We start from the raw sequence: 12,753 nt of genomic DNA on the forward strand, positions 1-12,753 counted from the left end.
GCAAGCTCGCTCCCACGAAAACTTGTGTGTAACGCTGAGCGCGGAGCATGTTGCGGGCACTTATCGTTCCTCACGCTCCGCGTGGGAATGCATTTCGTGACGCTCCGCGTCACAGCTACATGCTGTATCGGGCTGGACAGAAATTTTTGTGGGAGTGAGCTTGCTCACGAAGACTTTGGTCCAACCGCCATATTTCCCGGGGGCTGCAGCGGCCTCTTCGCGAGCAAGCTCGCTCCCACGAAAACTTGTGTGTAACGCTGAGCGCGGCGCATGTTGCGGGCACTTATCGTTCCTCACGCTCCGCGTGGGAATGCATTTCGTGACGCTCCGCGTCACAGCTACATGCTGTATCGGGCTGGACAGAAATCTTGGTGGGAGTGAGCTTGCTCACGAAGACTTTGGTCCAAACACCATATCTCCGGTGGCTTCACCGGCCTCTTCGCGAGCAAGCTCGCTCCCACGAAGACTTGTGTGTAACGCTGAGCGCGGAGCATGTTGCGGGCACTTATCGTTCCTCACGCACCGTGGACTGCATTTCGTGACGCTCCGCGTCACAGCTACATGCTGTATCGGGCTGGACAGAAATCTTGGTGGGAGTGAGCTTGCTCACGAAGACTTTGGTCCAAACGCCATATTTCCCGGTGCTGCACCGACCTCTTCGCGAGCAAGCTCGCTCCCACCAAGACTGTGTATTACGCTGAGCGCGGAGCATGGACACGATGGCGTTCTTAGGGATACCTCTCGTTCCGCACGCTCCAGCGTGGTAATGCATTTGGTAACGCTCTGCGTCACATGGCATTGATAGCCATACGCCACGCGCGCGAGTAATACCGGGTATTTCCGGTGCCTGAACAGCTTCGCGTTGGCGGCAAGCATGGATCGTGGCACGATGGTCCGGTTATCGAACCGGACTTCCTGACCATGCCGCACTCAACACCCAAGAATTTTTCACTGATCGCCGCTATCGACCTGGGCTCCAACAGCTTTCATATGGTTGTGGCAAAAGCCAATCAGGGCGAGATTCGCATTCTTGAGCGCCTGGGCGAGAAGGTGCAGTTGGCCGCTGGCATCGACGAAGAGCGCCAGTTGACCGAAGAATCCATGCAACGCGGTCTCGACTGCCTGAAACGCTTCGCCCAGTTGATCAACGGGCTGCCGCTCGGTGCGGTGCGCATCGTGGGCACCAATGCCCTGCGCGAGGCGCGTAACCGCAACGACTTCATTCACCGCGCCGAAGAAATCCTCGGCCACCCGGTGGAAGTGATTTCCGGCCGCGAAGAAGCGCGCCTCATTTACCTGGGCGTCTCCCACACGCTGGCCGACACCCCGGGCAAACGTCTGGTCGCCGATATCGGCGGCGGTAGTACCGAATTCATCATCGGCCAGCGCTTCGAGCCGCTGCTGCGTGAAAGCTTGCAGATGGGCTGCGTGAGTTTTACCCAGCGCTACTTCCGCGACGGCAAGGTGACACCGGCCCGGTACGCTCAGGCCTATACCGCTGCCCGTCTGGAAATCATGAGCATCGAACACGCGCTGCATCGCCTCAAGTGGGATGAAGCGATCGGTTCGTCAGGCACCATTCGTGCTATCGGCGTGGCGCTCAAGGCCAATGGTTACGGCGCTGGCGAGGTCAACGCCGAAGGGCTGGCCTGGCTCAAGCGCAAGCTGTTCAAGCTGGGTGACGTGGAAAAGATCGACTTCGACGGCATCAAACCCGACCGTCGCGCCATTTTTCCCGCAGGCCTGGCGATTCTGGAAGCCATCTTCGACGCCCTCGAGCTCAAGCGCATGGATCACTGCGAAGGTGCCCTGCGTGAAGGCGTGTTGTATGACCTGATGGGCCGCCATCATCACGAAGACGTGCGTGAGCGTACGCTCAGCTCGCTGATGGAGCGTTATCACGTCGATCTGGAGCAGGCCGCACGCGTTGAAGCCAAGGCGCTGCATGCGCTGGAGCAGGTTGCCGAGAGTTGGGACCTGCAGCACGAAAGCTACGCCGAACTGCTGAGCTGGGCGGCCAAGGTGCACGAGATCGGCCTGGACATCGCTCACTATCACTACCACAAGCACGGCGCGTACCTGATCGAGCACTCCGACCTTGCCGGTTTCTCACGCGAAGACCAGCAAATGCTTGCACTGCTGGTGCGCGGTCATCGCCGTAATATTCCCAAGGACAAGTTCGCCGAGTTCGGCGATGAAGGCATCAAGCTGATTCGCCTGTGCGTGCTGTTGCGCTTTGCGATTCTGTTTCACCACATTCGTGGCACCCAGGAGATGCCACGTGTGACGTTGCGTGCCGACGGCCCGAATCTGGACGCCGAATTCCCGAAAGGCTGGCTGGAAAACAACCAGCTGACTCAGGCCGACTTCGCGCTGGAAGCGGAGTGGCTGACCCGAGTCGGCATCGTCTTCAGCGTACGCTGAGTACCGGGTTGCTCAGGCGCTCCAAAAGAGTCGCCTGGGCGCTTCGCGGGTTCTGATTACCGGTCGGCGTGCTGCGCACGTAACGCCCGTCCGACTGCAACAGCCAGCTGTGGGTGTTGTCGGTCAGGTAGCTTTCCAGTTCCTTCTTCACACGCAGAATCAACTTCTTGCCTTCCACCGGGAAGCAGGTCTCGACGCGCTTGTCGAGGTTGCGCTCCATCCAGTCGGCACTCGACAGGAACATCTGCTCGTCTCCGCCGTTGAGGAAGTAGAACACTCGCGTGTGCTCCAGGAAGCGGCCGATGATCGAGCGCACATGGATGTTGTGCGAAACCCCGGCGATGCCCGGACGCAGACAGCACATGCCGCGCACCACCAGATCGATGCGCACACCGGACTGGCTGGCCTTGTACAACGCCCGGATGATCTTCGGATCGGTCAGCGAGTTGAACTTGGCGATGATGTGCGCAGGCTTGCCGTCGAGCGCAAATTGCGTCTCGCGGGCGATCATGTCGAGCATGCCTTTCTTGAGCGTGAACGGCGCATGCAGCAGCTTCTTCATGCGCAGCGTCTTGCCCATGCCGATCAACTGGCTGAACAGTTTGCCGACGTCTTCACACAACGCGTCATCGGAGGTCAGCAAGCTGTAGTCGGTATACAGACGTGCGTTACCGGCGTGGTAGTTGCCGGTCCCGAGATGCGCATAACGCACGATCTCGCCCGCTTCGCGACGCAGGATCAACATCATCTTGGCGTGGGTCTTGAAGCCGACCACGCCGTAGATCACCACCGCACCGGCAGCCTGCAGGCGGCTGGCCAGTTGCAGGTTGGACTCTTCGTCGAAACGCGCACGCAACTCGATCACCGCAGTGACTTCCTTGCCGTTACGCGCGGCATCGACCAGCGCATCGACGATTTCCGAGTTCGCGCCACTGCGATACAGCGTCTGGCGTACTGCGAGCACGTGCGGGTCTTTGGCCGCCTGGCGCAGCAGGTCGACCACCGGCGTGAACGACTCGAAAGGGTGCAGCAACAGGATGTCCTGCTTGCTGACCACGCTGAAAACGTTTTCGCTGTTCTGCAGCAGCTTGGGGATGGCTGGCGTGAACGGCGGGTATTGCAATTCGGGGTGGCTGTCCAGGCCGGTGATGCTGAACAGACGCGTCAGGTTGACCGGGCCATTCACCTGATACAGCTCGGACTCGTGCAGGTTGAACTGCTTGAGCAGGTAGTCCGACAGGTGTTTCGGGCAGGTGTCCGCCACTTCCAGACGTACCGCATCACCATAGCGACGCGAGAACAGCTCGCCACGCAGTGCGCGCGCCAGGTCTTCCACGTCTTCGGAGTCCAGCGCCAGGTCGGCGTTGCGGGTCAGGCGGAACTGGTAGCAGCCCTTGACCTTCATGCCCTGGAACAGATCGTCAGCGTGGGCGTGGATCATCGACGACAGGAACACGAAGTTATCGCCAGGCCCGCAGACCTCTTCCGGCACCTTGATCACACGCGGCAGCAGACGCGGCGCGGGAATGATCGCAAGACCGGAGTCGCGCCCGAAGGCATCGATACCTTCCAGTTCGACGATGAAGTTCAGGCTCTTGTTGACCAGCAACGGGAACGGGTGCGTCGGGTCGAGACCGATCGGGGTGATGATCGGCGCGATCTCGTCGCGGAAATAGCGTCGTACCCAGGCCTTGAGCTTGGCCGTCCAGTGACGGCGGCGAATGAAGCGGACCTGATGTTTCTCCAGCTCCGGCAACAGAATATCGTTGAGGATCGCGTACTGACGATCCACATGACCGTGGACCAGCTCGCTGATCCTGGCCAGCGCCTGATGCGGCTGCAGACCGTCGGCGCCCGCCTGTTCACGGGCAAAGGTGATCTGCTTCTTCAGGCCTGCAACACGAATCTCGAAGAACTCATCGAGGTTGCTGGAGAAGATCAGCAGAAACTTCAGCCGCTCCAGCAATGGGTAGGACTCATCGAGCGCCTGTTCCAGAACCCGGATATTGAACTGCAGTTGCGACAGTTCACGGTGGATATACAGGCTGCTGTCGTCCAGGTTTGGCGCGACGATAGCGGGCACCGCAGCGACGGGTGCCTCGATGGCCGGGATTACTTCGATGTCAGGTTCGACCACGGGCGTTGCCTCCGGGACATCGACTTGAACAGCGGCTTCGATGAGTGCTTCGGTATTCATGAATGTTCCTGTGAGGCTATTGCCCCTTCAACAGTTGAGCGGCGCGAACAGCAAAGTAGGTAAGAATGCCGTCGGCGCCGGCGCGTTTGAAGGCAGTGAGGGACTCGAGAATCACCCCTTCACTCAGCCAACCGTTCTGGATTGCGGCCATGTGCATCGCGTATTCACCGCTGACCTGATAAACAAAGGTCGGCACTTTGAACTCATCCTTGACCCTGTACAGAATGTCCAGATAAGGCATGCCTGGCTTGACCATGACCATGTCGGCGCCTTCGGCAAGGTCGGCGGCCACTTCGTGCAGTGCCTCGTTGCTGTTGGCCGGGTCCATCTGATAGGAAGCCTTGTTGGCCTTGCCCAGATTCAGGGAGGAACCCACCGCATCACGGAACGGACCGTAGTAGGCACTGGCGTACTTGGCCGAATAGGCCATGATCCTGACATTCACATGCCCGGCCAGCTCCAAAGACTCGCGGATGGCCTGAATGCGACCGTCCATCATGTCCGACGGCGCGACCACCTGAGCACCGGCCTCGGCGTGCGACAGCGCCTGTTTCACCAGCGCGTCGACAGTGATGTCGTTCTGAACGTAGCCCTCTTCGTCGAGGATGCCGTCCTGGCCATGCGTGGTGAAAGGGTCCAGCGCCACATCAGTGATGACGCCCAGCTCCGGGAAACGGTCACGCAGGGCGCGGGTTGCGCGCTGGGCGATGCCGTCCGGGTTCCAGGCTTCGGCACCGTCGAGGGATTTCTTTTCCGGCGGTGTCACCGGGAACAGCGCCAGCGCAGGGATACCCAGTGCGACCCAGTGCTCGGCTTCCTTGAGCAACAGATCAACGCTCAAGCGCTCGACGCCAGGCATCGAGGCGATGGATTCACGACGGTTTTCACCATCGAGAACAAATACGGGAAGAATCAGATCGTCGACAGTGACAACGTTTTCACGCACCAGCCGACGGGAAAAGTCGTCGCGGCGATTACGGCGCAGACGAGTGAGAGGAAACAGGCGGTTAGCGGGGGTAAAGCTCACGGCGAGACTCCTGAGCCCGCTTACGCGGGCAAGCGCGACAGTTATAAGCCGCCATTATGACCAATGTGTGACAGTCATGGTTCGACCTGCGACTGCACGTCGCGGTCACGGCCTTAAAGGGGATACGACCATTGTGGTTGCAAGAATCTTTAACGTCGAGACACATATGGACACTTTCATGATTGCCTTGGGCGCGTTAGGCTGCGCGTTCATTTCGCCAGCATCCAGACAATGCTCCAGAATTTCTTGAACGAATTCGGCTACTTTGCCCTGTTCCTCGGCACCTTTTTTGAAGGCGAGACCATTCTGGTTCTTGCCGGATTTCTGGCGTTCCGCGGATACATGGACCTCAACATCGTCATCCTTGTGGCCTTTTTTGGCAGTTATGCGGGCGACCAGTTGTGGTATTTCATGGGGCGCAAGCACGGCCGCAAGCTTCTGGCGCGCAAGCCTCGCTGGCAACTCATGGGCGACAAGGCGCTACGACTGGTCCGCAAGCACCCGGACATCTGGGTATTGGGCTTCCGCTTCGTGTACGGTTTGCGAACGGTCATGCCTGTGGCCATCGGCCTGTCGGGTTATCCACCGGGTCGTTATCTTCTGCTGAACGGTATCGGCGCGGCTGTCTGGGCTGCGGCGCTGGGTTCGGCTGCTTACCACTTCGGCGCGGTGCTCGAAGGCTTGCTGGGTAACGTCAAGAAATATGAACTCTGGGTGCTGGGCGCGCTGGTTCTGCTGGGGCTGGCCCTGTGGATACGCAGACGCATCAAAAACGCCCGTATCGCCCGTGAAGAGCGTGAAGAGCGTGAAGAAAAGAGCCGCTTCTGCGCATCGGCAGCGGCCTCCGACCTGGAAACGCCGGTCACCGTGCCCGTCGATCTGACGAAAAAATCCGACGAATAAACGCCCCGCCCCCTCCCGAGCGTAGGCTGACAGGCCTCGCTCGGCGACAGCGCGACCACCGCCCTCCCCATGCACCTTGTGCGCAGCCAGCTTTTGCGCAGCCGACAATGCCTCAACTGAACACTCGGCCCGTAAAGCGATCAACTGAACAGACAAATTAAAACAAGCCTCAGGTTGATCGAGCAAAAGGAGCCGAATCGATGCAGAAAAAAGTGGCTGTAATCCTCTCCGGCTGTGGCGTCTACGACGGTGCCGAGATTCACGAAAGCGTTCTCACCCTGTTGCGTCTGGATCAGCGTGGTGCGCAGGTTCAGTGCTTCGCGCCCGACATCACTCAGCATCACGTCATCAATCACCTGAACGGTGAGGAAATGTCCGAGTCGCGCAATGTGCTGGTCGAGTCTGCGCGCATTGCACGAGGCGAAGTGAAGGACATCCGCGAAGCAAATGCCGAAGACTTTGATGCCCTGATCATCCCGGGCGGCTTCGGCTCGGCAAAGAACCTTTCCGACCTTGCCCTGCAAGGCCCGGCCTGCCAGGTCGAAGCGGGATTGCTGGAGCTCGCCGAGGCGTTTGCCGAAGCCGGCAAACCGGTCGGTCTGATCTGCATCACCCCGGCACTCGCGGCCAAGATCTATGGCCCCGGCGTGACCTGCACCATCGGCAACGACCCTGAAACCGCTGCGGCCATCACCAAAATGGGCGGCAGCCATGCGGAATGCGCCGTTGATGACATCGTCGAGGACGAGGCACGAAAACTGGTCAGCACACCTGCCTATATGGTCGCCAAGAGCATCAGCGAGGCAGCCTCGGGCATCAACAAGCTGGTTGACCGCGTGCTGGAACTGACTCACGAGGGCGATGCCTGACCGTCGCCCTGCCTGCAAAACACCGCCCGTCAGGCGAGCGGTATTTTGCAGGCCGGCCATGGTGATCCATCCGGGCTTTATGCTGTACTGTATGCATGAACAGTATATGAGTAATGCCAGATGTCCAGCCTCTATCCGGTTCGTGGCCGAGGTACTGCCAGCAATCCGCATAACCGCTTCGCGCCCAGTCAGTCGGTGGCCGAAGACGATGGCTGGTACCAGGAAGTGCCGCTCACGCAAGGTACTCAGGTCACCAGCGAAACAGCCAAAAGCATCATTACCCGCAACAGCTCGCAGGATATCCCCTTTGACAGGTCGATCAACCCTTACCGGGGCTGCGAGCACGGCTGCATCTATTGTTTCGCCAGACCCAGCCACGCCTATTGGGACATGTCGCCGGGCCTGGACTTCGAGACCAAGCTGATCGCCAAGACCAACGCGGCGGCGCTGCTGGAGCAACAACTGTCCAAACCCGGCTACCGCTGCGCGCCCATCACCCTCGGGGCCAATACCGACCCTTACCAGCCGATCGAGCGTGAGTACCGCATCACCCGGGCGACGCTGGAGGTGTTACTGCGTTATCGACATCCGGTCAGCATCATTACCAAAGGCTCGCTGATCCTGCGCGATCTGGATCTGCTGGCAGAAATGGCCAGACTGCGGCTGGTGTCGGTGTTCATCAGCCTGACGACGCTGGATGACGAGCTCAAATGCATCCTCGAACCCAGGGCCGCAGCGCCCAAGGCCCGCCTGCGGGCCATTCGGGTATTGCGTCAGGCGGGCGTACCGGTCGGTGTGCTGTGTGCGCCGATGATCCCGATGATCAACGACAGCGAGCTCGAGGCACTGCTGAGCGAAGCGAAGGCTGCGGGCGCCCTGAGCGCCAGCTACGTGATGCTGCGCCTGCCGCTGGAAGTCGCGCCGCTGTTCGACGAGTGGCTGAAGACGCATTACCCGCAACGCGCCGAGCATGTCATGAGTCTGATTCGTCAAAGTCGCGGCGGAGCCGTGTACGACAGCACGTTTGGTTCTCGAATGCGTGGCGAAGGACCGTTTGCCGACCTGCTGGCTCAACGCTATGCCTTGGCAATCAAACGACTCGGATTGAACAAACGGGGTGGATTTGCACTCGATTGCGATGCGTTTTGTCCGCCGGGAGGGCAAATGTCGCTGCTGTGACGAACTTGGTACTATCGTGCAAACCCGCGTCCCAGAGCCATCGCATTCAGTTTCGTTTAAGCTTCGGCGATTAGTCTGTAACTCGGAGTGTCATCAGCGATAGCGCTCAAGGGATTTGTTCGTGATGCCCTTCAGAGAGGGATCACATCCGGCTCTGGTCAAACAGGCATGAAGAATCCACATCAATTCGTCAGAGAGGATGAAGACATGACAGACATCGGTAAACAGCATTCGGCTACGTCGTCCAGCACATCAAGCCATTCAGACAGCGCCGACGTAGCGTTGAAACATATCGTCGATGGCTTTGTACATTTCCGTAAAGAGGTCTTCCCCCAGCAGGAAGAGCTGTTCAAGAAGCTGGCGACTGCCCAATCGCCACGTGCCATGTTCATCACCTGCGCCGACTCGCGCATCGTGCCCGAATTGATTACCCAAAGTTCGCCAGGCGACCTGTTCGTCACGCGTAACGTCGGCAACGTCGTACCGCCGTATGGCCAGATGAACGGCGGCGTGTCCACCGCTCTGGAATACGCAGTGGTTGCACTGGGTGTGCAGCACATCATCGTTTGCGGACACTCTGACTGCGGCGCCATGCGCGCAGTGCTCAACCCCGACAGCCTGGACAAGATGCCTACGGTAAAAGCCTGGTTGCGCCATGCCGAGGTTGCCCGCACGGTGGTCGAGCAGAACTGCAGCTGCAGCGGCGAACTGGAAACCATGCAGGTCCTGACTCAGGAAAACGTGATTTCCCAGTTGCAACACCTGCGCACCCACCCTTCGGTCGCAGCGAAAATGGCCAGTGGCCAATTGTTCATTCACGGCTGGGTCTACAGCATCGAAACCAGCGAGATCCTGGCTTATGACGCCGAGCTCGATCGTTTCATACCGCTCGACGGTACGGGACCGACGCCGATGGCTTCACCGAAAGCACGCTTTTCAGCCGACTGATCACCAGCCCGACTGACGGCAAGCCCTTCTTAATCAGCTGATGGCGACTGCGCAGGATGCGCGTCGCCCGTCTTGCCTCGTCTGAAGAATCCCGGAGAAGCGTCATGGGTATTACAGCATTGAAAACCGCTTTACCACGGGAGCTGCTCGCTTCCGTGGTCGTGTTCCTGGTCGCCCTGCCGCTGTGCATGGGGATCGCCATTGCATCCGGCATGCCTCCGGCCAAAGGTCTGATCACCGGCATCGTGGGCGGGCTGATAGTCGGCTGGATAGCCGGTTCGCCGTTGCAGGTCAGCGGTCCCGCAGCCGGTCTGGCAGTACTGGTTTTTGAAGTGGTGCGCGAGCACGGCATGGCCATGCTGGGTCCTATTCTGGTACTCGCCGGACTGCTTCAGCTGCTGGCAGGTCGATTCAAGCTTGGTTGCTGGTTCCGCGTCACGGCGCCTGCGGTGGTCTATGGCATGCTCGCCGGTATCGGCGTGCTGATCGTACTGTCACAGGCACACGTGATGTTCGACAGCGGCCCCAAACCCTCCGGGCTGGACAATCTGATCGCCTTCCCTTCCACACTGATCCAGGCCTTCGGACCCGGTACCGGCATGCAGGCCGGTATGCTCGGTCTGGGCACCATGCTGATCATGTGGGGCTGGGAAAAACTCCGTCCGCAGTCTTTGCGCTTCGTACCCGGCGCGCTGCTGGGCGTGGGTATCGCCACTGGCATCAGCCTGTTCATGGCCTTGCAGGTCAAGCGTGTCGAAGTGCCTGACAACCTGGCCGACGCCATCGACTGGCTTCGCCCGGCCGACCTGATGAATCTGGCCGACCCGGCCATTCTGGTTGCCGCGATCGTCGTAGCCTTCATCGCCAGTGCCGAAACGCTGCTTTCTGCCTCGGCGGTTGACCGCATGCACAGTGGCCAGCGTTCGGACTTCGACAAGGAACTCAGCGCTCAAGGCGTGGGCAACATGCTCTGCGGCCTCCTCGGTGCGTTGCCGATGACCGGCGTTATCGTACGCAGCTCGGCCAACGTCCAGGCCGGTGCCACCACGCGCTTCTCGACGATCTTCCACGGCCTGTGGCTGCTGGCGTTCGTGTTGCTGCTGTCAAGCGTACTGCAGAGCATTCCGGTCGCGAGCCTGGCTGGCGTGCTGGTCTACACCGGCCTGAAGCTGGTCGATCTGAAGGCGTTTCGCGGTCTGGGCCGCTATGGCCGGATGCCGATGTTCACCTATGCGGCGACTGCCATAGCGATCATCTTCACCGACCTGCTGACCGGTGTACTGGTCGGTTTCGGCCTGACTCTGGTGAAGCTGGCGTTCAAGGCTTCGCGTCTGAAGATCAATGTGGTCGAACTGGCGGGCGAGAAGGAATTCGAGCTGCGTCTGGTCGGTGCCGCAACGTTCCTCAAGGTGCCGGCGCTGACTCAGGCACTGGGCACTATCCCGCAGGGCAGCACGGTGCATGTGCCGTTGGGCAATCTGTCCTATATCGACCACTCGTGTCTGGAACTGCTGGAAGAATGGGGTCGTTCCAATGCCGCTCATGGCACCCGGTTGCTGATCGAATCGCGTGGCTTGAAGCGTCGTCTTGAAGGGCGGATCTACACGACAACGGGGATCGGCTCGGGCGCCGCCTGATAGTCGTTGCCCTGTTATCACAGCCCCGGAAACATGGGAGCCGGATGGGTCTTCGCGTAGCAGCGGAGCGATATCCGGCTCCTTCCATTGCCGGCGAAGACAGTGATTCGGGCCTCTGAATCAGACCGCGGAGCGCTCCAGCTCCAGGCCGACGCCCAATTGCCGTGACAGGCTTGGCCAGCGCTGCCAGGCCGCCCCCGTTGAAGGGCTGATCAGCTTCTCGCGATAGGCCTCGACCGAGTCCAGCGCGAAACTCTCCTCATCAAGCAGCTCATCGACAGCATGGTGCACCGCTTCGTCCAGCTGGTTGGCAAATTGCTCGCCGATCAACTGGTGGGCAATCACGCTGGCGACCGTGGTATTGGACGGTATCAGCGGCTGACCGAAATGCTTGATGTACAAGTCATTCACTTCCTCGACCAGCCGGTGGGCCAGATAAGCCTCGTCCAGCAGGCTTTCCAGACCTTCGTGCCCATCCATGATGGAAGGCGGAGCCGCGAAAAAATGCTCGGCGATTTTCAGCACCGGCTTTATCTGCCCTTCGATCCCGGCCTCCAGCGCGACCTCATGAGCAGCGTCCAGCAGATCGGGGACCAGATCGATATAGGCCGTGACGAAACGCGTCAGTACGTCTTTCGCGTCGACTTCCGGCAGGTGAATGGCGGGATGGAGATGTGGGAGCTTTTGTTCCAACTGTTGCAGTAAGTGGCCGGTCCGGGCCTCATGTTGATGGGCTAGTTGTATCTGCTCGCGCAATGCGGCGGTGTTCATGGCTGCTGGCACTCCTTGAGGCGTCAGACCCCGTGGTTGGTTGATGAAGAGTCATACGTTAGCTTGCTTAACTAACCGCCTAAGACGGTTTTGCTATATGCGACTCACAGTTAGATATTTCGGCTATATCAAGGTATCTTTTGCTCAATTTCTGACCAAATACGGCTGCCGTGCCCGGCTATGCGGACGCGCTGCAGCTCGCGTTTTGCATAAGCAGGCTACTCTGAAGTCGCCCGCAGCTCTTTCGACACGCGGTCCGACATAAAAAGTGAGCCACGCATGAGCCAGCCTCTTTTGTCCAAACGGCTCGTTCTGCGTTTGACGTGTTTAATAGTGATCATGCTGATGTGCGGATTGGCATTGCCGTCGCTCTACGGCATGCTGACCGGACATGGCAGGACCGGCGTGCAGGGCCAGGACGCTTCGCGCCAGGTCGAGGTGCAATTCACCGCCGGCAACGCGGCCGGGATGACCTGGGCGTTCTACCCGCAGTCCCGCCATATCCAGGTCCACCCCGGCGCGGTCAACGAGATGATCTTCATCGCGCAGAACCCGACCGACAGGCCGATGAAAGCCCAGGCCGTACCGGGTATTTCGCCTGTAAAGGCGGCAGCGTGGTTTCACAAGACCGAATGCTTCTGCTTCACCCAACAGACATTGCAACCGGGCGAGCGCATCGAGATGCCGGTGCGCTTCATCGTCGACCGTGACCTGCCCGACGATGTAAAAAGTCTGACGCTGGCTTATACGCTGTTCGATGTCACCACACGCTAGGCGCTGTACGAAAAGTCGGCGAGC

Annotated in this window: 10 protein-coding genes; 7 read left to right on the plus strand and 3 right to left on the minus strand. The window is 59.7% G+C overall.

The window, feature by feature from the left end; genetic code table 11:
* Positions 1 to 921: 921 nt before the first annotated feature.
* The gene (gene ppx / locus P406_RS07230; protein ID WP_003392489.1) at positions 922 to 2,424 is read left to right on the plus strand and encodes an exopolyphosphatase; all 1,503 of its coding nucleotides are present in this window, start codon (positions 922 to 924) and stop codon (positions 2,422 to 2,424) included.
* Here the strand turns inward: ppx and ppk1 are convergent.
* A complete protein-coding gene (gene ppk1 / locus P406_RS07235) occupies positions 2,411 to 4,621 on the minus strand; it encodes a polyphosphate kinase 1 (RefSeq protein WP_046235809.1) in 2,211 nt (736 codons plus the stop codon). The two genes, ppx and ppk1, sit on opposite strands and share 14 nt — an antisense overlap.
* A gap of 16 nt (positions 4,622 to 4,637) precedes the next feature.
* Entirely contained in the window at positions 4,638 to 5,648 is a 1,011-nt protein-coding gene (gene hemB, locus P406_RS07240) for a porphobilinogen synthase (RefSeq protein ID WP_046235810.1), read from the minus strand.
* Positions 5,649 to 5,879: 231 nt separating this feature from the next.
* Between hemB and P406_RS07245 the strand changes: the two genes are divergently transcribed.
* From P406_RS07245 to P406_RS07265, 5 genes are all read left to right on the plus strand, one after another.
* Complete coding sequence (locus tag P406_RS07245) at positions 5,880 to 6,551, plus strand: DedA family protein (RefSeq protein WP_046235811.1); 672 nt, start codon at positions 5,880 to 5,882, stop codon at positions 6,549 to 6,551.
* Positions 6,552 to 6,751: 200 nt separating this feature from the next.
* Positions 6,752 to 7,420, plus strand: a complete 669-nt coding sequence (elbB, locus tag P406_RS07250; protein WP_004409045.1) for an isoprenoid biosynthesis glyoxalase ElbB — start codon at positions 6,752 to 6,754, stop codon at positions 7,418 to 7,420.
* A gap of 120 nt (positions 7,421 to 7,540) precedes the next feature.
* The gene (locus P406_RS07255) at positions 7,541 to 8,599 is read left to right on the plus strand and encodes a PA0069 family radical SAM protein (protein WP_046235812.1); all 1,059 of its coding nucleotides are present in this window, start codon (positions 7,541 to 7,543) and stop codon (positions 8,597 to 8,599) included.
* 207 nt (positions 8,600 to 8,806) lie between these two features.
* Positions 8,807 to 9,547: a carbonic anhydrase gene (locus P406_RS07260; protein ID WP_003414103.1), complete on the plus strand. Its 741-nt coding sequence runs from the start codon at positions 8,807 to 8,809 to the stop codon at positions 9,545 to 9,547.
* A gap of 104 nt (positions 9,548 to 9,651) precedes the next feature.
* A complete protein-coding gene (locus P406_RS07265; RefSeq protein ID WP_003392495.1) occupies positions 9,652 to 11,184 on the plus strand; it encodes a SulP family inorganic anion transporter in 1,533 nt (510 codons plus the stop codon).
* 120 nt (positions 11,185 to 11,304) lie between these two features.
* Here P406_RS07265 and P406_RS07270 read toward each other — a convergent pair whose 3' ends face one another.
* Entirely contained in the window at positions 11,305 to 11,955 is a 651-nt protein-coding gene (locus P406_RS07270; protein WP_046235813.1) for a hypothetical protein, read from the minus strand.
* Between the two features lie 279 nt (positions 11,956 to 12,234).
* Here P406_RS07270 and P406_RS07275 point away from each other — a divergent pair, with 279 nt between their 5' ends.
* Positions 12,235 to 12,729: a cytochrome c oxidase assembly protein gene (locus P406_RS07275; protein ID WP_046235814.1), complete on the plus strand. Its 495-nt coding sequence runs from the start codon at positions 12,235 to 12,237 to the stop codon at positions 12,727 to 12,729.
* Positions 12,730 to 12,753 lie beyond the last annotated feature (24 nt).

The organism is Pseudomonas syringae pv. coryli str. NCPPB 4273, assembly GCF_000972175.1.
In the GTDB taxonomy this organism is placed as follows: Bacteria; Pseudomonadota; Gammaproteobacteria; order Pseudomonadales; family Pseudomonadaceae; genus Aquipseudomonas; species Aquipseudomonas syringae.